We start from the raw sequence: 20894 nt of genomic DNA on the forward strand, positions 1-20894 counted from the left end.
GTCCCGGGTCTCGAGCGCCGGACCGGCGCCCGGAGACCGGGATCCGGTCCGGAAAGACCGAGGGCTCCGCGATGCCGGTCATCGGCGCTGCACCCCCGTCCGCCGTCCTCCGCCGTTCGCGGGGGGCGGCGGCGGGCACCCGACCTCCAGGAGGACGCATGGACGAGGAACTGCGGACCGATTTCGCCGGCGAGGGCGCGCTGGCCGGGGCCAGGCTGGCCGAGGTGGCGCTGTACGTGCGCGACCTTTCCGCCTCGCGGGCCTTCTACGAGGAGGTGCTGGGGCTGGAGCCGGCGGACGCGGACAGCCACTCGGCGGCCTACGCCACCGGCCCGGCCCGGCTGCGCCTGCGCGCGGCCGACGACGAGGCGGTGACGCTGGCCGACGCCGATCCCTCGGCCGACCTGACCTTCCTGGTGTCCGACCTCGACGGGGTGCGCAACGCGCTGGCCGCGCGCGGGGTGGCGTTCGCCGACACGATGCGCTACGTGATCGGCGCCACCACGGGGTTCCACGACCCCGACGGGCACCGCATCTCGCTGTACGAGCCCTCGGCCACGGCCATGACCTGGCCCAGCGGCGAGAAGATCAAGGAGCTCGTGCGCGCCGTCGGAAAGGACCCGGCGGCGTTCGGGACGGGCGCCCAGGGAGGCGCGCCGGCGCCGGCGGGGCTGGGCGGGAGCGAGCTGGTGTACCTCTTCCTCTTCGTTCCCGACGCCGACCAGGCGATGGAGTTCTACCACTCCGTGCTGGGGCTTCCCTACCTGGAGTGCCGGGCGTGCCGGCGCGGCTCCACCGAGCACCAGCAGGGCGTGGTGAAGTACGACGCCGGCGGGCTGATGCTGACCACCCACCTCTTCGAGGGCCCCGAGGCCGAGGCCGCGGGGGCGCTGACCGCGGCGCAGATGAAGGGGCTGGCCCCGGTGTTCCAGGTGCCCGACGTGGCGCGGGCCGCGGCGGCGCTGGCGGCGCGCGGGGTGCGCACCGGCCGCGTGGTGACGTCGGCGGCGGAGCGCAGCGCGCGCTTCGAGGATCCCTTCGGCCGCGTGTTCCACCTGCGGGAGACCCTGCCGGAGACGGCGGAGCCCCGGGCCGGGGCACGCGCCGCGGCCGGGGCGCGCTGAATGGGCGCGTTCCCCCGGTTGCGGCGGATGGGCGTGCTGGGCGGCCTGGGTCCGCAGGCCACCATGGAGTTCGAGGCGCGGGTGCACGCCGTCTCGCGTACGCTGCTTCCATCCCGGAAAAGCGGCGGCTATCCCCCGATGGCCGTCCTCTACTATCGACACACTCCCTTCCTCTTGGATTGCGACCTGCGCGTCGCCCTTCCTCCGCGGCCGCACCCGCGCCTCCTCGAGGCCGCCCGCTCGCTGCGCCCCCTGGCCGACTTCCTGGTGATCCCGGCGAACGCCCCGCACCTCTTCCACGCGGAGATCGAGGAGGCGTTTGGCGGGCCGCTGGTGAGCATGGTGGAAGCGACGCTCGCCGAGGTGGAGCGGCGCGGGTGGACGCGGGTGGGGGTGCTGGGGCTGGGCGAGCCGCGCGTGTACCTGGACCCGCTCGGCGCGCGCGGCGTGGACGCGCTGTCGCTTCCGCCGGAGGGCCGCGCCGCGCTGGACGCGGCGATCTTCGCCACCATGGAGGGGGGGGCGGAGCCGCAGTCGCGCCGCGCCGCGCTCGACGCCGTGGCGTGGCTCCGCGCGCGGGGCGCCGACGGGATCATCCCCGGGTGCACCGAGGTGCCGCTCCTGCTGGGCGAGGCGGCGGGCGCGCCCGACTTGGTGGACCCGCTCCAGCTCCTGGCCGAGGCGGCGGTGCGCTACGCCATCCCCGACGAGTGGCGGCCGGACCCGGAGACCGACGCGGCCCTCTCCACGCCGGCGCCGGCGGAGCGGGCGTCCTCCGGGGCCGCGGCGCCGGCCTGACCGCGCGCGCCGGCCCGGCGAATCGCATCGCCCCGGTCGCGACCGCCATCGCCGTCGATCTCATCCTTACGACGACCGGGATGGCCGCTCTGGCGCGTTCGCCCTCGCCCGCATAGCATGGACCGGCCGGTCCGGACGGACCGCGCGGACGGGCGCTGAGCTCCCCGTCCCTGCCGCTCTTCACCCGGTTTCGCGGAGGTGCGGGATGGCCGCAACGCTTGGCCCGGACGAGGTCTTCCGCACGCTGTTCGAGTACTGCGGCGCCAAGCCGGGCGCCGTGGTGGACCACCCCTGGGGCGAGGTCGTGTTCAAGGTGAAGAAGAAGATCTTCGCCTACATCGGCCGCCCGGGAGAATCGTCGGGGGTGACGGTGAAGCCCGCGCCCGAGGAGCTGGATGCGCTGCTGGCGCGCCCGAACGTGCAGCTGGCGCACTACATCGGGCGCTTCGGCTGGGTGAACGTGTCCATCCACGACCAGGCGTCGATGAAGCTGGCGCTGCGCCTGGTGGACGAGACCTACGAGCAGATCGCGCACGGGAAGAAGGGCGGGGCGCGCAAGGCCGCGTCCCCGTCGGCCGCCGGAGAGACGCCGCCGCCCGCCGCGAAGAAGAGCGCCTCGAAGGAGGCTCCCGCGAAGAAGGAAGGCGCCGCGAAGAAGGAGGCTGCCGCGAAGGCGGGCGGGGCAAAGAAGCCCGCCGGGGGGAAGAAACCGGCTGCGGGATCTGCGTAGATCACACGATCGATCCCCATTGGGGGACTCTGTCGTCCCGGGCGGCGCCGGCTCCGCTCGGGACGACGCGTCTTTCATTTGATCTGATTCGTATCGAACCCGAAAGTTCCGGATCTCATGAGGAGACGCGGAGAACTCATCCCCGGCATCGATACCAGTTCCGGATTGATGTCATCCCGAAGGCGCTGAACCGACGCCTCGTTACGCTCCGAACCCTGGCGCCTGAGGGATCTGTGGCATGCTTCCGAGCCAAAGACCGCCTGTCTCTCCCAGAGCCGATCACAGGAATCCGAGCGAGCGGCCGCCTGCCGCTCGGATGCGGATCATAGATTCCTCACGGTGCCGCCAATCATCCGTGCGGTGGAAAGGACGGTGCAGCGGCTCCGTTCGGAATGACATCCTCTCGAGGGAATCGCACAGTTCGTCATCTCCGCGCCCTCCGCGTCTCCGCGTGAGACAATCTTTTCCCGGGCTGGGATGATACCAACTCCGGGTGAAGAATTGGTGCGACCCAGCCAATCCCGTGCTGCCGCGATGATAGATCCTTCGGCCTGCAAACGCTGGCACAGACGCTGATTACGGTCTTACCGGCCTCAGGATGACGTCAGCGTGGGGATCGGTCCGGGTGCTTCAACCCAATTGCCGGATTGGGATGAGAACAGATACGGAGGCACGGGGAGAGTTCTCCGTGCCTCCGTGTGACGAGATCGCGGTACCCGCGGCTGCGGGTCAGCCGGCGAAGCGCCACGGCGCGGCGGGAACGCGGGCACCGGTGGCGGCCTCTTCCAGCAGCCCCGCCATGCGCGGGTCGCCGGGAACGTCGGCCAGGTCGGCGCACACCGCCGTCGCCGCGACCCCCACCTCGCCGAGCCGGCGCTCCCACTCGGCGGCCGTGCGGCCGCGCAGCTGCGTGGCGATGCGCTCCTGGAGGCGCTCGGGCGGCCCGTCGGCCCGCGCGCCGCACACCGCGGCCGCGCTGCGCAGCGCCGCCGGCTCCGCCGCCTCCACCAGCAGGAACCCGTCGGCCGTCTCCACCGGCTGGTCCAGCGGCCCCCACACCGGCCGGCCCATCCGCCGCCCCCGCTCGTCGCCCGTGGCGATCCCCGCCAGGACGTGGGCCTGCAGCAGCGTGGCCGCCCCGAGCAGCGAGGTGTCGACCCGGCACCCGCGCCCCGTACGCTCGCGCAGGTAGAGGCCCGCGAGGATCCCCTCGCAGGCCAGCAGGCCGCCCATGATGTCCACGTACGCCATGCGCGAGGGCGCCGGCGGCTCGCCCTCGGGCGTGATCCCCTCGGCGCACCCGGAGTACGCCTGCACCAGGAAGTCGCCCGCGATCAGGTCGCTCTCGGGCCCCCACCCCGAGGCGTAGGCGTACACCAGCCCGGGGTTGCGGCGGGCCAGGTCGGCCGAATCGAGCCCCAGCCTGGCCGCCCGCCCCGGGCGCCAGTTGTGGAGGCAGACGTCGGCGCCGGCCGCCAGCTCGGCCAGCCGCTCCCGCCCCTGGGGCGACTTGTAGTCGACCTCCTCCACCTCCTTGCCGCGGTTGTACGCCAGGTAGGCGGAATGGAGCGACTTCAGCGGCGCCACCCGCCCGATGTCGCCCCCCGGCCGCTCGACCTTCACCACGTGCGCCCCCAGCAGGCGCAGCAGGTGCCCCGCCAGCGGGCCCTGCAGCCGCGTGGTGACGTCGATCACCCGCATCCCCGCGAGCGGCGCGCCCCCGGCGGGCGGCGCGGCGGCCGCCGCCTCGCGGCGGCCGCCCGGAACGATCGACCAGGGGTCGGCCGCGCCCCGCCCCAGCGAGTCCAGCACCTCGGGATAGCCGCGGACGCGCCGCACCACCGCCCCCGACGCGGCCGCCGCGGCGTGCACGTCGTCGAGCGTGCGGCCCGCGGCCGCGCGGTGCAGCGCCCGGGGAAGGAGGCAGCGCGCGCTCAGGTAGCGGAAGACGTAGGTGGGCCACGCGGCCTGGACCTCGGCGCGGTCGGCGCCCAGCTGGGTCCAGAACGCCTCCCACACGTCGGGGGTGAGCGCCTCCAACTCCACCGCGTGCCCGTCGGCGGTGAGGAAGGGGGGTGCGGGGCGGGCGTCGGGCGAGCGCCGGAGCGCCTCGTCGGCGGTGCGGCGCAGCCACGGGTCGCCGCTGGTGGCGATGGCCAGGTGGTGCGACAGGAGGATCAGCGCGCCCTGCAGCACGGAGGTCTCCACGCCGCGGACGGCGAGCCCGCGCTGGCGGGCGATCAGCGCGGCCAGCACCCCCTGCGCGGCGATGACCCCCGCGGCCGCCGACGCCACCTCGAGCCCCAGGCGCCGGGGACGTCCCCGGTCGCGCCCGTGCACCGCCATCACCCCCGAAACCGCCTGCACCAGCGGCTCGGAGCGGGGCTCCGGCCCGTCCCCCGGCGCGGGGGGCGCCCAGCGCAGCGTGCAGCGAACGCCCTCGCCGCCGGCGGTGGGGCGCACCTCCAGCTCGCCCGCCAGCGCCGGGTCGCCGCCGGCCCGCTCCTCGCGCCGGGCGCCCAGCCGCGCCAGATGGGCGGCGCAGATCCGGGCCGGGAGCGCGTCACCCGCGGCGGCCACGGCCAAGTCGCCCAGCAGGGGGGGAACGGAAGCGGAGCGGGGCGATTCGGTCAGGAGCATGCCGTCCTCCCATGGAGCGGGTGCGGGCCCGTGCCGGGTCCGCGGAGGAGTGGTTCGAAGCGGATCCATCCACCCGGCGTCCGCCGCGGCGGGGACGGCGGACGCCCGCGGGGCGGGGACGCCGTCCGCCCTTTCGCGACGCGCACCGATCGTCGCCCCGCCGCGCCCGGTACCTCCACCGGGATCACGTCGTCGCTGCCGCCGGGACTGGCGTCCCCCGGCGCGGTCAGGCCGGAACGGGGCGTCCCCGGGCCTCCACCTGGCCGCGGAGCGCGGGGAGGTCCACCTTGCCCAGCGGCGTGCGGGGGATCTGGTCCAGCAGGCACAGCTCGCGCGGGAGCTTGTGCGGCGCCAGCGCGCCGCCCAGCTCCGCGCGCAGCGCCTCGAGGGAGGGCTCGGCGCCGGGCTCGGGCACCACGCAGGCGCACACCGTCTCGCCGTAGACCGCGTGGGGAAGCCCCAGCACCGCCGCGTCGCGGACGCCGGGGCAGCGCAGGAGCGCGCCCTCCACCTCCACCGGGTCCACCTTCAGGCCGCCGCTGTTGATCTGGTGCTTGATCCTCCCCAGCACGTACAGCCGCCCCTCGTCGTCCAACCGGCCCAGGTCGCCGGAGTGGTACCACCCGTCCGCGACGGGCGCGGGGTCGCCCCAGTAGCGGACGGGGAAGAACGCGCGCGAGAAGGCGATCTCGCCCACCTCGCCCGGCGGCAGGGGCTCGCGCCCGGGGCCCAGGACGGCCACCGAGCCCGGCGAGGGACGCCCCACCGAGCCGCGCAGCACGTCGTCGCGGTCGGTGGTCACCACCCCCACCCCCTCGCTGGACCCGTACATCAGCATGAACTCCATCCCCAGCTCGTCGTAGACGGCGCGCAGGAGCGCGGGCGGGAACGAGGCGGCGCTCCCGATCCCCATCCGCAGCGTGCGCAGGTCGTGGCGGGCGGGGTCGCGGCGGTCCAGCAGGAGGCGGAAGTGCGCGGCCGAGCCGCTCACCACCGTCACCCCCTCCTCGGTGATCCGGCGGAGCGCCTCGGCGGCGTCGAAGCGCTCGAGGAGCACCAGCCGCCCCCCGGTGGACAGGGCGCTCATGGCCATCATCATCCCGAAGCCATGCGAGAGCGGGAGGTACGCCAGGTGCACGTCGCCGGGCCCGAAGCCGAGGCGGTCGGCCAGCCGGCGCCAGCGCATCCGCAGGTTGCCGTGCGTGCTCACCGGCGCCTTGGGCCGCCCCGTGGTTCCCGAGGTCACGAAGATGGCGGCGGGGTCGGCGGGGTCGGGGCCGTCGGGAACCTCGATCCCCCGCTCGCCGCCGGCCTCGCAGGCGGCGATCACGGCGGAGAGGCGGACGCACCCCTCGGGCGGGGCCAGGCCGCCCACCACCAGGACGCGGAGCCCGGGGCGCGCCGCGCGGAGCTCGTCCAGCGCCGCGAAGGGGTCGCCCGCGCCGGCCGCCGGCTCGAAGACCAGCGCCGAGGCGCCGGTGAGCTCCACCAGCGCCGAGAGCTCGGCCGCGGTGAGGCCGTGGTCGGCCCCCACGTGCACGGCCCCGGCGGTCCACGCCGCGCCCGCGGCCACCAGGAGCTCGGGGCGGTTGGAGAGCGGGCACAGCACGCGGTCGCCCGCCCCGATCCCCAGGTCGCGGTACAGCGCCGCCACCGCCGTGATCGCGTCGCCCAGCTGGGCGTAGGTGGTGCGCCGGCCGCCATGGACCAGCGCGGTCCGCTGCGGCCAGCGGATCCACGCGCCGTGCAGCGCGCCGGCCAGGGTTTCCGGGTTCATCGTGCGCTTCGCTCCATGGCTGCGGGGTGCGGGACGTTCTCCACGGATAGCGGCGGAGGGGCGCCCGGCATTCTCCCTGGTTGCGCGTTTGGCCGCGGCGCGCCGGTGACCGGCGGCAGCTGCTCGGTGAAGGGAGGCGTTTCGTCGGTGTAGGGGAGGGGGACCGGCGGCATGGCGGTGAGCCCGCGCGGCACCGCGGCGTCGTCGATGCGCGCCTGCTCCATGTCTTCGCGCAGCCCGGGGCGGGCGAAGCGGGCCGCGGCCGCCGCGGGGACCACGAAGGGGCGCGCCTCGCGCTGGAAGTCCAGCCCGGGGTCTTCGTCGTTCACGATCCCCTCCAGCACCAGCAGCGCCAGGATCGGCATCACGAAGGCGCTGGTGCCGCGCAGGCCGTGCCTCGCCTGGATGTCGAACAGGCGCCCCACGAAGCCGGCCACCCGGAACTCGCGGGCCGGCACGCGCGACACGCGGTCGACCAGCGCGGCGATCTCGGCCTCGAAGGCGCCGTAGGCCAGCCCGGGGGGCACGGAGACGGCCATCTCGCGGGTGATCCGCGCGCAGCGGACGCCGTCGCCGGTGGCCAGCGCCAGGAAGAACTCCGCGAACTTCGCCCGCGCGTACGGGGCCGTCTCGGCCACGAAGCCGAAGTCCAGGAGCGCGGCGCGCCCGCCGTCCAGGAAGGCCAGGTTGCCGCGGTGCATGTCGCAGTGGATGCACCCCTCCTCGAAGATCATCCGGTAGAGCGCGCGCACCGCCGAGCGGAGGGCGGCGCGCCGGTCGCCGGTGCCGCGGGCCGGATGCCCCCGGAAGCCCTCGACGAACTCCATGGTCAGGATCGACGCGCTGCTCAGCTCGTCGACCAGCGCGGGCACCACCACCCCCGGCTCGGCGGCCAGCGCGGCGCGGAGCCGGCGGCTGGCGGCCGCCTCGGCGCGGAAGTCGAGCTGGCGCTCCAGGCAGGCGCAGAGGTCGTCGACCGCGGCCCGGAGAGGAACCGGCCGGAGCGGCGGGAGGCGGGCGGCCCACCGGGCGCCCAGCCGCAGGAGGCGCAGGTCGGCCTCCATGCGGCGCGCCACGTCGGGGCGCCGCACCTTGACCGCCACCACCCGCCCGTCGCGGAGCCGCCCGCGGTAGACGGTGGCGATGCTCGCGCTGGCCACCGGCGCGGGATCGAGCTCCTCGAAGGCCGCGCCGAGCCGGGTGCCCAGCTCCTCGCGGAAGAGCCGGGGGACCACGTGGAAGGGCCCGGGGGGAAGCCGGTCCTGCAGGCGCGCCAGGTGACGGATGGCGTCGTCGCTCAGCAGGTCGCGGCGGGTGCCCAGGAGCTGGCCGAGCTTGATGTACGTGGGCCCCAGCGCCTCGAACAGCTCCGCCAGCGTGCGCCCCGCGATGCTCGCGCGCGGTTCGCCGCTCCGCCCCAGCCCGGCGGCCGCCAGCCGGGCTCCCAGCCGCGCGGCCGCGGCCAGGCCGTGCCCGGCCAGCGCGAGCGCGCGGAGCGCGGGCGCCAGTCTCCCCATGCGTCCCTCCCGGGTCAGGCCAGGCCCGCGGCGGCGAGCCGCTCGGCCAGGAGGAGCGGAAGGGAAACCAGGATCGGCGGGTCGATCGCCGCGCCGGGGCGCAGCACCACCTCCACGCCGCGGACCCCGCCCCCCTCCGTCACCGTCACCGGCCCCCCCGCGCCGCGCAGCACGTCTTCGTGCAGCAGGCCGCCCTTCTCGGCCAGCGGGAGCGCGACACCCGCGGCGAAGACGTGCCAGGTGCCGTACCCCACCGGGGCGGCGCGGAAGGGCCCGCCGCCGTGCAGGAGCACGCAGGCGCCGGGATGGCCGCTGGGAAGCGGGGTGCGGAAGAGCCCCACGAACACCGCCCCCGAGAACCCCTCCGGCGCCCTCACCCGCCCCTCCACCGCCGGACCGGGCGCGGCGGCGCCGGCGTCGCGCACCTCCAGCGCCCGCGCCAGCGAGGCCGCGTCGGTGCGGACCGCGAAGCGGCGCAGCCGGTGCGGCGGCAGCCCCACCGACTCGGAGAACTGGCGCGTGAACGAGCCCACGCTGTTGAAGCCCACCTCGAAGCAGATGCGGGTGGCGCTGAACCGCGTGGTGAACAGGAGCCGCCGGGCCGCGTCCAGGCGCAGCGCGGAAAGGAAGCGGAACGGCTGCACCCCCGTGACCTGCCGGAAGATGCGGTCGAAGTGGAAGGGGCTGGCCGCCGCCTCGTGGGCGATGGCCTGCAGCGACAGCGGCTCGGAGAGGCGCTTGCGCATGGCCCCGATGGCGTCCTCCACCGACCGGCGCCGCGACGCGGCGGTGCGGTCGCGGCACGCGGGGGCGAGGGGAGCCACTGTCGCGGGGGCAGAGGCGGGGTCCCTGGGGCGTGTCGTGCTGCTGGCCATGGGTGCTCCGGTGCTCGGGTCCGAAAGTGCGAAAGTGCGAAAGTACGAAAGTGCGTCAGTGCGTCAGTGCGAGAGCTCCCGTAGCGCGCGCGCTCCCGCCGTGGAACGCCGCCTTCGGCGTCGCCGACGGTGTGCTCGCGGACGGGCCGGACTCCCGTGCCGGCCCGGCGTTCATCCCGGCCGCGACGACCTTCACCCGTACGGCAGCAGCGCGTCGCGGAGGGCGCCGGGGAGGGGCGCGGCGACCGTTCCGCCCCCCTCTTCGCGCCGCATGCAGGCCACCTCCTGCTCGCCGCGCGCGGCCAGCTCTTCGCCGTCGCCGGCGCGGCGCCAGTACTCGAAGCGCAGGGTGATGCGGTTCTGCGCCACGCCGCCCAGCCGCATCCGCAGCCGCACCTCGTCGAAGGCGTGCAGCTCGCCCAGGTACTCGCACGAGACGCGCGTGGTCACCAGCGCCAGCCCGCGCGCCATCTCGTCCAGCACGCCGGGGGCGTGGTCGCGCAGGAACAGCTCGCGGCAGCGCCCCTGCCAGCGCACGTGGTTGACGTAGTAGACGTTGCCGACGACGTTCGTCTCCTCGAAGCCCACCACGTGGCGGTATTCGTAGGCGCGCCCCGGGCCGCCGCCGCTCGCGGGCGCCGGCGTCATGGTCAGACGGCGGCCGCCGCCGCGCGCTCCAGCCAGGGCGCATACCCGTCGGCGGCCAGCCGCCGGCCCATCGCGTCGAAGAGGGCCGGGTCGTCGGGCGCCCAGGTGGCCAGCCCGTCGACGTAGCGGTTGTACATGCAGAAGGCGGCGGCGATCAGCACCGTGTCGTGGATCTCGCGGTCGGTGGCGCCCTGGTCGCGCGCCACCCGGATCTCGGCCTCGCCCACGCGCCCTCCCTCCTGCACCCGCCCGGCGATGGCCAGCAGCGCCCTGAGCCGCGGCGTCACCGGCGCGTGCCGGTAGTCGCGCACCACGGCGTCGACGGCGGCGCCCCCGTCGTCCAGCAGGTGCCGGGCGGCGGCCGCGTGCGCGCGGGTGCAGAAGGCGCAGCGGTTGAGCGACGACACGTAGGTGGCGATCAGCTCGCGCTCGGCCGGGGCGAGCCCCTCGCTGGAGCGCAGGAGCACCTGGGCCAGCTCGTTCAGCACGCGGCCGCTCTCCGGGTAGCGCTCCATCAGCCCGACGATCCCCGGGATTCCCTCCCTCACTTCCACGTGTGGCATACGGTCCTCCTGAGTCCTAAGTCCCAAGTCCTGAGTCCTGAGTCCTGAGTCCTGAGTCCTGCGTCCTGAGGGGAAAGAGTGGCGCATCTCCCTTGCACTTAGTCACTTAGGACTCAGGACTTGGGACTTGGGACTCAGGGTACGGCTCACGACGCGAGCTCCCACCGCGCGGCGGCGGCGTGGAGCGGGAACGGATCGGCCGCGGCGGCGGCTTCCACGGGGACCGCCAGCGCCACGACCCGCGCGCCCTCGGCCCCGGCGATCCGCAGGATCCCGGTGGCCACGACCATCTCGCCCCACGCCAGGATCACCCAGCCATCCGCGGAGGCCGAGGAGAGGGCCGGCGTTTCCGCCGGACGCCCGCTCGCCTTGGCCAGCGCCTCGCGGGCGGACCAGACGCGCGTGGCCGCCGTGTCCAGCTCGTCGCCGGTGGCGCGCGCCACCTCCTCCGCCAGGCGGAAGCCGCCGGTGCCCAGCAGGTCGTGCCAGAGCGCGGCCGGGCGCGCGGCCACCCGTTCCAGGTCGCACCCCAGCGGGCCCGGCCCGGCCACCCCCATGGTCAGCCCGTCGCAGTGGGCGGCCGACACGCCCAGGGGAAGCTCGAGCAGCTCGGGCTTCCCGTCGGGCCGCCTGCCGACGGGCGCGCCGGCGCCCGCGGCCCGCCGGATCGCGCGGTCGCTCGCCGTGCGGCGGTCGGCGCCGCCGTCGCGCTCCACGGCCACCGACACCGCGGCGCCGGGCACCAGCTCGGCCACCCGCCGCTCCAGCCAGGGGCCCAGCAGCGCGGGCGCCCAGCCGCCCGCCTCCGGCTCCAGCGGCGCCACCCGCCGCAGGCGCAGCCCCTCCCAGCGCTCGCAGACGGTGCCGTCGGCGGCCACCACGTCGACGTCGTAGACCAGCTCCCGCCCGTCGTCGGCGGTCTCGCGCGCCCGGACGGCATGCGCGGCGGCGGGATCCAGCACGCCCGCGGCCACCCGGGCCACGCCCACGGGAAGGACGAGCGCGTGGGGGATGCACGCCTGGATCGCGTGGAGCGCCGCGTCGCGCGCGCCGGGGTCGCCCAGCACCCGCGCGGGGGGAAGCCAGGCGCCGAACCAGCGCGCGCCGCCGTCGGGCGACAGGGCGGCCTCGCATGCCCGCGCGCGCAGGGCGCGGTAGGCGGCCACGCGGCGGAAGCGCCCGCCGTGGAAGAAGAGCGGGCCGTACAGCTCGCGCGCGGGGTCCAACGCGACCTCGGCGCCGGCCGGCGCCGCCTCCACCGGGCCGCTCCGGCCGCTGGCACGCTCCGCCCCGAAGCGGCAGCGGGCGCGGAAGTGGTCGGCCGCGAAGCCGGTGGCCTCGCTGCGGAGCGCGACCTCCACGCTGCCGTCGCCGTGCGCCAGCGCGCACAGGCGCACGCGGGTGCGGCCGCCGGCGGAGACGACCACCGGCTGCTCGAAGCGCACCTCCTCGAAGGCCGGCACCCGCTCCGTCCCGGCCAGCGCCATGGCCGCCTGGGCCATCGCCTCCAGCCCCAGCACCGCGGGCAGGAGCCGCTCGCCGCCCACCACGTGGTCGTCGAGATAGGGGTCGGTGTCGGCGGAGAGGTCGGCCTCGGCCACCAGCTCCACGCCCGGATAGTGGACGCGCGGGTGCTCGAGGAAGCGGAAGAGGGGGAGCTCGGGACGCTCCAGGAGCAGCGTGGGCGGCGCGCCGAAGCGGCCGGCCACCACCACCGACGGCGCCGGCGCGGGTGCGGCCAGGAGGCGGTGCAGCATGGCCACGCCCTCGTCCGGGGCGATCGGCGTCACGCCCGAGCGGGCCAGGGCGTCCACGGCGCCCAGTCGCGCCCCCATCCCCACCGCCGACCAGACCGACCACTCCACCGTCAGGCAGCGGCAGCGGGGGTTCGCGGCACCGAAGCGCTCCACCTCGCGCGCGAGCCACTCGTTCGTCAGCGCGTACGCGGCCTCGCCGGGCATCCCGGTGCGCGCGATGATGGAGCCGAAGCCGACCACCAGGCGCACCCCGGCGGGGTCGAGCGCGGCCAGGACGCTGCGCATCCCGGCCACCTTGGGCGCCAGCGCGGCGCGGAGCCCCGCCTCGTCCAGCGCGCCCAGCAGCCGGGGGACGTTCACCGCCGCGCCGTGCAGCACGGCGGTGACCCGGCCCAGCTCCGCCTCGGCCGCGCGCACCGCCCGGCGCACGGCCTCTGCGTCGCTCACGTCGGCCGCGAAGTAGCGGGCGCGCACCCCGGCGGCCGCCATGCGCTCCAGGGTGCCGGCGACCGCGGCATCCCCGGCGGGCGAGGTGCCCACCAGCGCCAGCGCCGCCCCGCCCTGGCGCGCCAGGGCCAGCGCGCACTCGGCGGTGATCCCCTTGGCGCCGCCGGTGGCCAGCAGCACGTCGCGCGGGCCCAGCGCGGGCCCGGCCGCATCCTGCAGCGCGGCCAGGCGCAGGCGGGGGACGCTGCGGCGGCCGAGCGCGTCGTAGCGGGCCTCGGCGTAGCCGTCCGCGCTCCGCACCTCGTCCACCGCCCACGCCGCGGCCTCGGGGAGGTCGGGGGGAAGGTCGACGACGCACACCGTGGCGCGCGGCGCCTCCAGCGCCAGCGTGCGCGCGAACGACGCGGCGCCCCCGCCGTGCTGCGCCAGGAGGAAGCGCGCGGGACCGTCGGAGGCCAGCACGGCACGCGCGCCCTCCAGCAGCAGCCCCAGGTGGCGCTCGTCCGGGTCCGGGGGAAGGCACACCGCCGTCCCGCTCCCCACGCCGCCCGCGCCCAGCGCGGCGCACAGCGGCTCCGCCAGCGGGTGGCCCGCCGGGGCGATCACCCGCCACTCTCCCCCACCGTCCGCCGCGGGACGGTCGGCGCGGTGCGGAAGGGGGGCCTCGACCCACCCGACGGTGAAGGCGCGCACCCACGGGCCGACGCCCGGCGGGGCCGTCTCCCCGCCCTCGTCCCCGGCGACGGGGGACGCGTCGCCGGCGGCGGCGAGCCCGGCCAGCGCGTGGGCCATCCCGGCCACGGTGGCCGACGCGTACTCGGTGGGCGCGGCGGGCGGGGCCACGCCCAGGCGGCGCGACGCGCGCGCCACGATCTCGCCCACGGTGATGGAGTTCAGGTGCAGGTCGCCCAGCAGCCGGTGCTCGTCGAGCACGGCGGCGGCGGGAAGCTCGGCCCGCTCGGCCACCAGCGCGCGGACCACCTCCAGGGGGGAGCCACTCTCCGCCGACCCGGCGCCGGCGGCCGTATCGGCTTCGGTGTCGGGAACGGCCGGCGAGGGCGTCTCGAGCTCCACCGTTCCCCCGTCCACCGGGGCCATCTCGCAGGGGCTGGCCAGGAAAGCGGGGCGGCGGGCGGGGTCGAAGGGGCGCGCGAAGCGGTCGGCGTGCAGCGCCTCCAGCCGCACCGGCGCGCCCAGCGTCCACGCGGCCCCGGCGGCGCGCAGCACCCCGCCCAGCGACGGCCCGCAGGCGTCCATCGCCACCACCGGCACGCCCTGGGCGCCGGCCAGCGCCGAGAGCGCCTCGCCCGGCCCGGCCTCGATCCACAGGTCGGCCTCGCCGCGCACCGCCTCGAAGGCGTCGAGGAAGAGCACCGGCGCGGTGACCTGCCGCACCAGCAGCGCGCGCAGGTCGTCGCCGGGGGCCAGCGGACGCCCCAGCACGGTGGAGGAGACGCGGCGGCGGGGCGGCCGCAGCGGCTCGCCCGCCAGGTGCCCGGCCAGCGGCGCGGCGGCGGCGGCCACCAGCGGCGAGTGGAAGGCGTGCGAGACGGACAGGGGGCGCGCCTCCCATCCCCGCGCACGGGCGCGCTCGACCACCGCCGCCACCGCGTCGGCGGGGCCCGACACCACCGTCCGCGCCGGCGCGTTCACCCCGGCGATCACCACCGGCCCGTTCCCCAGCAGCGCCTCGACCTCCGCGCGCGGCGCGGCCAGCGACGCCATGGCGCCCGCGGGGCCGTCCAGCGCGCCCATCGCCGCGCCGCGGACGGCGGCGGTGCGCAGCAGCGCCTCGCGGTCCATCACCCCCGCCCAGTGCAGCGCCGCCAGCTCGCCCAGCGAGTGCCCCACGGCCACTTCCGCCTCGATCCCCAGCGCCTCCAGCACGGCCAGCGCGGCCAGCGTGGCGCGGGCGATGGCGGGCTGGGCCACCTGCGTGGCCACCCCGTCGGCCCCGGGCGCGGGCGCGGGAGCTTCGGCGTAGAGCGCCTCCACCGCGTCGAAGCGGCGGCGGAGCGCCCCGCCGCCCAGGTGCGCGGGCGAGCCCTGCCCGGGAAAGAGCAGGCCCAGGCGCGGCGCGGCGGAGGCGGGCCCGGGGTGCAGGAAGACGCCGGCGCGCGCGTCGACCCGCGTCGCCACGCCGTCCCCACCCCACGCGCAGAGCGCCTCCAGCCCCCGCGCCAGCTCCTCGGGGGTGGAGGCGACCACGGCGGCGCGCGCGGAGCCCGCCCCGGCGCTCCGCTGCAGGTGCACCGCCAGATCCACCAGCTCGGCGCGGCTGAGCGCGGCCGCCACCGGGGCCAGCTCGCGCGCCTGGGCGGCGAGCGCGCCGGCGTCGCCGGCCGCCAGGCAGAAGAGCTCCGCGTCCTGCGCCGAGCGGAGGAGCGTCCGCACCCGCGGGGCGAGCGCGCCCGCCCGCTGCACGGCCACCCCTTCCAGCACCACGTGGGCGTTGATCCCCCCGAACCCCATGGCGCTGACCCCCGCGCGCAGCGGGCGCTCGCCGGGCCACGCCTCGCCGGCGGCGGGGGCGCGGAGCACCCGCGGCTCGGCCAGCAGCTCCGGGTGGGGCTCGCCGCACCCCGTGGCGGGGGGGATCACCTGGGCGTGCAGCGCCATCGCCGCCTTCACCACCCCGGCGATCCCCGCGGCCGCCTTGGTGTGCCCGATCACCGCCTTCACCGAGCCCAGCGCCGCCGGCCGGCGGGCCCCGCCCTCGCGCAGGGCGCGGGTGAGCACCCGCAGCTCGGTGGCGTCGCCCACCGCGGTCCCCGTCCCATGGCCCTCGAAGTACGCCACCGTCTCGGGTCCGAACCCGGCGCGTGCGTAGGCGCGGCGCAGCGCCAGGAGCTGCCCCTCCTCCTCGGGGCGGGTGATCCCGCCGCTCCCGTCCGACGACACGCCCCAGCCCCGCACCAGCGCGTAGACGGGGATGCGCCGGGCCAGCGCGTCGTCGTAGCGCATCAGCACCACGAAGGCGCACCCCTCGCCGGGGAAGAACCCGGCCGAGCGCGCGTCGTACACCCGCATCTCGCCCTCGGCCAGCGCCCCGGTGCGGGCGAACCCCACCAGCTCGAAGGGGTCCAGGCTCAGGTCCACCCCCCCGGCCACCACGGCGTCCAGGTCGCCCGCGGCCAGCGCCGAGCACCCCTGCGCCACCGCCAGCAGCGACGAGGCGCACGCCCCGTCCACCGTGTAGCCGCCGCCCTTGAAGTCGAAGTGGTTGCAGATCCGCCCGGCGATGGTGTTGGACAGCCCCCCGGCCAGCGTCTCCTCGCCCGGCGGCGGGAAGGGCGCCTTGAAGCGCGTCTCGGCGGCGGCCAGGAAGCGGCGGCGCTCCCCCGCATCCCAGCCGGCCTCGTCCAGCTCGGCGTCGAACACCCGGCGCACGTACGGCCAGCGCAGCCGCAGCAGCCCCGCGCGCGAGAACTCGCCGGTCAGCGAGTTCCCCACCAGCACCCCGGTGCGCTCGCGCGGCAGCCCCTCGCCGCCGGGCAGGCGGGCGTCGTCGAGCGCCGCGGCGGCCACCTCCAGCGCCAGCCAGTGCGCCGGGTCGGCCTCGCGGTACGCGCTCCCCGACACGCGGAAGCGCACCCGGTCGAACTCCCAGTCCTCCACCAGCGCGGCCTGCGTCACGTAGGTGAGGTCGACCGCGCTCCGGCTGGCCGAGGCGTAGTCGGCCAGGCGCAGGCGCTGGTCGGGGATGCGGCGGAAGGCGCGGCGGCCGGCCAGCACGTTCTCCCACAGCTCGGCCGGGGTGCGGGCGCCGGGATAGCGGCAGGCCATCCCCACCAGGGCGATGGGCGCGCTCACGGCTCGCGCTCCGCCGCCAGCACCGCCCGGCGCCGCGCCGCGGGCACCCGCCCCGGCGCCGGGTCCGCCACGCGCGCCGGCTCGGGATCCGGCCGTACCGGGCGCGCGGCGAGCAGGGACGCGTACGCCCACGCCCCACGCGCCGCGCACACCAGCGACAGCGCGAAGAACAGCCCGAACACCACGTGCGCCGTCATCAGCACGCCGTACGCGGCGGCCACCGCCGCGCCGAAGGCCGCCTGCGCGCGCGGCGCCGACGGCGTGGTGGCCGGGTCGGTGACCATGTAGAAGCTGAAGAGGATGAAGGCCACGCCGGTCAGCGGCAGCCACGCGGCGCCGAGCGGGGCGCCGAACGCCAGGTGGCGGACCGCCGCCTGCGCGGCGAAGCCCAGCACCCAGGCGCCGATCAGCGGCAGCCGCCGGGTGAAGCGCGCGTTGAGCAGCGTTCCCGTGCACACGATCACCGCCGGGAGCACCCAGTCGCCCACCGGCCCCAGCCCCTCGGTGAAGTGGTAGGGCGGCGCGATCCCCACCCAGGGGAAGAGGAGCAGGGTGGCCGTGATCCCCAGGTTGGAGGGGTTGAAGAAGTGCCGCCCGCCCTGCCCCGCCGGGAGGCGGAAGAGCGACTTCGACGCGATGGCCGCCGCGGCGGCGAAGGCGATCACCGCCAGCCGGTCGTTGGCGTACAGGAGCATGGCCACCGCCAGCCCCGTGATGTGGGCCGAGAGGAAGAAGTCGACGGCGGCCCGCGCACCCCCGCGCCAGCGCGGCGACCGCCCCGCCGCGCGCGAATCGACCGCCTCGAGGAGGGCCTCGGTCAGGTACGCGGCCGCCAGCGCCACCACCGGCTGCGCCCACGACTGCTCGAAGCCGAGCACCGTGTGGCCCAGGAGATTCAGGATGGTGATGGCCACGGCGAAGCGCCTGAGCCCGCCCAGGCGGCCGGCGTCGCGGGGGGTCGTCTCAGGCGCCATCGGCGTCTCCCGGTGCGGGGTTGCGGCCGAGGACGACCGTGTGCCATCCCGGCGTCAGCTGCAGCGTCCCGGCGTAGCGCCGCCCGTCGGCGCCCCGCCAGCGCAGCTCCACGCGCAGCGCGGTGCCCGCGGGCAGCGACCCCAGCCCGAAGTGCAGGTCGGCGCTGCGCTTTCCCGAGTGCCCGTTCCCGCCGTCCACCTGCGCCACGCGCACCGACCCGTCGGGGAGGCGGACGGTGGCGGCGGCGCCGATGGCCGGGCGCGCGCGCACGCCCCGCCCGGGATGCCCGGGGAAGACGACGGTCGCCCCCGGGGCGGCGGCGACGGGGAGGAGGAGGTGCAGCCCCAGGAAGGCGCCGGGGCGCGGGGCGTCGTTGCGGTAGAAGCGCGAGGGCCCCCACTGGTTGGCCAGCGCGAAGTCCAGGTCGCCGTCGCCGTCCACGTCGGCCGTGGCGATCCCGCGGGTGACCTGCGCGGCTCCCAGCCCCACCTCGCGCGCCAGGTCGTAGTAGCGGCCGTCGCGGGCGCGGACGAAGAAGCGGTCGGGCTGGTGGCCGGCGAGGTCGGCGTCGCCCGGGAGGAAGCGGTGCCAGCTGGCGGGGCTCGAGGTCAGCTGGTCGTTGCCCATCGCCAGCTCGTGCAGCTCGGGCCAGCGGTTGGTCGTTCCCCGCGCGAAGCCGATGGCCTGCATCGCCTCGGGCGTCCCGTCGTTGTCGAAGTCGTCGAGCCGCGACTCCCATCCCCAGCTGCTGCGCGAAAGCCCCAGCGCCTCGCTGCGGTCCACGTAGGGCGCCACGCCGTCGCGCATGCGCCGGGTCTGGCCGGTGCTGATCCAGGCGAAGTGGCTTTCCTCGAGCGAGAACTCGCCCGCGATGTTGCTGACGTAGATGTCCAGCAGGCCGTCGCCGTTCAGGTCGGCGAAGTCCACCCCCATCCCCTTGAACGAGTCGCGCCCCAGCACCTTGGAGCCCGGCGTCGTCCACCTCTTCACCCCCTCCAGCACGGCAAAGCGGGGATGGCCCGGGCGCGAGCGGTTGTGCAGGAGCCGGTCGGGCCCGAAGTCGTTGGCCAGGTACAGCTCGGGAAGCCCGTCGCCGTCCAGGTCGGCGGCCCCCACCGCCAGCGTCCACCCGCGCGCCACCCGGTCGCCGAACACTCCCGGCGCCTCGCGGAAGCGCCCCGGCCCCGCCCACAGGAGGACGCGGTCGCGCCCGCCGTTGAAGGCGCGCGACATGCTCTGCTGCATCCGCTCGCGCCCCCCGGCGCGCGCGTCCAGGATCCGCGCCCCGTCGGGGAAGTAGTTGCCCACCACCAGGTCGGGGTGCCCGTCGCCGTCCACGTCGGCGAAGGCGGCCGCGTTGGTGTACCAGCGCGCCCCGCCGCCCGCCACCTCGCGGCGCTCGTACCCGTCCGCGGACGGCGTTTCCGCGCGGCGCAGGAAGGCCACGGGGGTTCGTCCCCAGTAGTAGACCACCAGGTCCATCGCGCCGTCCTCGTCCACGTCGCCCGGGAGGCATCCCATCGGCGCCATGGTGGCGGCGGAGTACGCCAGCGGCGCCGGGTCGAGCGCGAACGGCGCGTATCGCCGCGGCGTGCCGGGCACGGGCGAGACGATCGCCTGGTCGGTGCGCGGATCGACGTGGCAGACGTCGTTGGGAAGCCCGTCGCCGTCGAGGTCGACCAGCGCCACCGCCGCGCCGACCGACGAGATCCACGCGCGGAGGTGCGCCAGCGACGGGTGCACCGGCCGCGCGGTGCGGAACGGCCCGCCGGAGAGCTCGGGAAGTGCCTGGGCGGTGAAGCGGAAGCGCGCCGCCAGCGCCGCCCGCTCGCCGCCGGAAAGCGTGGGGAGGCGGGCCGCCGCGTACAGGGCGGCCACCACGGCCAGCGCCGCCGCGCGCCGCGCGTGGCGGCGGGCGTATCGCAGGAAGCCGCTCATGCGCGGGCCTCGGCCGCGAAGTGCCGCTGGATGCGGAGCCGCCAGGCCTCGTAGGCCGGGAGGCCGCCCACGGGAGCGAGGCCCTCGAGCGCGTCGTCGGTCACCCGGGCGGCGGCGGCGGCCGGGCAGCCGCAGAGCGCCAGGCAGGCGAGCTCGGTGTGCGGCGCCGGGTTCCCGGCGCGCCGCCGCGCCCCCGCGGCGAAGGCGGCGCCCTGCGCCAGGGCCGGCCGGTACGGCCCGGCCATGGCGGCCAGCGCGCCCGCCTCGCCATGCCCGGGCCCGCCGGCGTAGGCGCAGGCCAGGCCGGCGCCGCTCCACAGGTCGCCCCGCCGCGGGGCGGCGAAGCGCGCGATGGAGGCGGCGACGCGCGCGGGGTCGGCGCCGTGTACGAACCACAGGCTCCGCCCCAGCCCCTGGTCGAAGGCGCGGCGGGCGTAGCCGGAGACGCGCCGCGGGAGCGCGCGTGCGTCCACGAAGCGGCGGGGATGGAAGTACCCCTGGTGGAAGCCGTACCCGTCGGCCGCCAGCCATCCCAGCAGCGGGTCCATCCACCCGGGCACGTGGTGGAACGGGCGCCTCAGCCGGGCCAGCGCCCACCCGGCGCCCACGTGCACCATGTACGCGTGGCTCCTGCCGGCGCCGCGCAGGAACGCCTGCACGCGCTGGCGCCGCCACGGCGTGAGCGCGTCCAGGAGCGTCAGCGCCATCGCCGCGCCCTCGTAGGCGAAACCGCGCAGCGCCGGCTCAACCGCCTCCAGCCGTGCGGCCAGGCCGTCTTCGGGGTCCTCCTCGAGCGCCGCGTGGTAGCCGTCCAGGAAGGTGCGGCCCACCTCTTCCAGCCGCAGCCGGGCCTGGGTCACGCCCGCGAAGCCGCGCCGCGCGAACGTCGCCTCGGCGGGGTCGATCCGCAGCAGGCGCCGGAGGAGGCGCCGGCCGGGGCCGGACCGTGCCGGGGCGGCGTCGCGGGCCGGCGCGGCGCGGGTGTTCCAGGGCGACCGGGGGGCGGCGGAGAGCATCCGGGTGCGCGGGGTTCGACCGTATCCGGAAAATGAGCCGAAACCGTCGGCGCACGGCCGCGCATCGCCCGTCGTGAAGCCTGCCGTAAGCTCCTCGGGTGCCGCGGGATGGGCGATCATGACAAGCTCCGTACCGCCCCGCCCCGCCCGCGGCGGACCGGGTCCAAAGCCGCGCACCGGCCGAAGTTGCCCTACATTTGGCGTCGGGAAAGGCCGGGCCGGGTGTGCGGCGGGCTGCACAGGAGAGGGAAGGCCCCCTGTGCGGAGGACCCACAG

General features: G+C 76.8%; 13 protein-coding genes. 3 read left to right on the plus strand and 10 right to left on the minus strand.

The window, feature by feature from the left end; genetic code table 11:
* The first annotated feature begins 158 nt into the window (after positions 1–158).
* The 3 genes from VF092_08605 to VF092_08615 all read left to right on the plus strand — a co-directional run bounded on the left by VF092_08605 (position 159) and on the right by VF092_08615 (position 2652).
* Positions 159–1124: a VOC family protein gene (locus tag VF092_08605; protein ID HEX6747349.1), complete on the plus strand. Its 966-nt coding sequence runs from the start codon at positions 159–161 to the stop codon at positions 1122–1124.
* On the plus strand, positions 1125–1922 hold the full coding sequence (locus tag VF092_08610; protein ID HEX6747350.1) for an amino acid racemase: 798 nt from the start codon (positions 1125–1127) through the stop codon (positions 1920–1922). It abuts the gene before it with no gap.
* Between the two features lie 205 nt (positions 1923–2127).
* A complete protein-coding gene (locus tag VF092_08615) occupies positions 2128–2652 on the plus strand; it encodes an MmcQ/YjbR family DNA-binding protein (GenBank protein HEX6747351.1) in 525 nt (174 codons plus the stop codon).
* Positions 2653–3381: 729 nt separating this feature from the next.
* On the opposite strand, the gene VF092_08620 is transcribed toward VF092_08615, so the two are convergent.
* The 10 genes from VF092_08620 to VF092_08665 all read right to left on the minus strand — a co-directional run bounded on the left by VF092_08620 (position 3382) and on the right by VF092_08665 (position 20618).
* Positions 3382–5292, minus strand: a complete 1911-nt coding sequence (locus VF092_08620) for a CoA transferase (GenBank protein ID HEX6747352.1) — start codon at positions 5290–5292, stop codon at positions 3382–3384.
* 226 nt (positions 5293–5518) lie between these two features.
* Positions 5519–7069 carry a fatty acid--CoA ligase family protein gene (locus VF092_08625; protein ID HEX6747353.1) on the minus strand — a complete coding sequence of 517 codons (1551 nt, stop codon included), beginning with the start codon at positions 7067–7069 and terminating at the stop codon, positions 5519–5521.
* Entirely contained in the window at positions 7066–8586 is a 1521-nt protein-coding gene (locus tag VF092_08630) for an AarF/UbiB family protein (GenBank protein HEX6747354.1), read from the minus strand. The genes VF092_08625 and VF092_08630 overlap by 4 nt, the downstream gene beginning before the upstream one ends.
* A 14-nt stretch (positions 8587–8600) precedes the next feature.
* Positions 8601–9461, minus strand: coding sequence for an AraC family transcriptional regulator (locus tag VF092_08635; protein HEX6747355.1), 861 nt, complete (start codon positions 9459–9461; stop codon positions 8601–8603).
* A 192-nt stretch (positions 9462–9653) separates the two neighbouring features.
* Positions 9654–10109, minus strand: a complete 456-nt coding sequence (locus VF092_08640) for an acyl-CoA thioesterase (GenBank protein HEX6747356.1) — start codon at positions 10107–10109, stop codon at positions 9654–9656.
* A 2-nt stretch (positions 10110–10111) separates the two neighbouring features.
* The gene (locus VF092_08645; protein ID HEX6747357.1) at positions 10112–10672 is read right to left on the minus strand and encodes a peroxidase-related enzyme; all 561 of its coding nucleotides are present in this window, start codon (positions 10670–10672) and stop codon (positions 10112–10114) included.
* Positions 10673–10818: 146 nt separating this feature from the next.
* On the minus strand, positions 10819–16689 hold the full coding sequence (locus tag VF092_08650; protein ID HEX6747358.1) for an SDR family NAD(P)-dependent oxidoreductase: 5871 nt from the start codon (positions 16687–16689) through the stop codon (positions 10819–10821).
* Positions 16686–17663, minus strand: coding sequence for a hypothetical protein (locus VF092_08655; protein HEX6747359.1), 978 nt, complete (start codon positions 17661–17663; stop codon positions 16686–16688). The genes VF092_08650 and VF092_08655 overlap by 4 nt, the downstream gene beginning before the upstream one ends.
* Positions 17653–19602, minus strand: coding sequence for a CRTAC1 family protein (locus tag VF092_08660; protein HEX6747360.1), 1950 nt, complete (start codon positions 19600–19602; stop codon positions 17653–17655). The genes VF092_08655 and VF092_08660 overlap by 11 nt, the downstream gene beginning before the upstream one ends.
* Positions 19599–20618: a DUF1702 family protein gene (locus VF092_08665; protein ID HEX6747361.1), complete on the minus strand. Its 1020-nt coding sequence runs from the start codon at positions 20616–20618 to the stop codon at positions 19599–19601. Before VF092_08665 ends, VF092_08660 begins: the two co-directional genes overlap by 4 nt.
* Between the last annotated feature and the right edge of the window lie 276 nt (positions 20619–20894).

The sequence above is a fragment of the Longimicrobium sp. genome, from assembly GCA_036377595.1.
Taxonomy (GTDB): Bacteria; Gemmatimonadota; Gemmatimonadetes; order Longimicrobiales; family Longimicrobiaceae; genus Longimicrobium.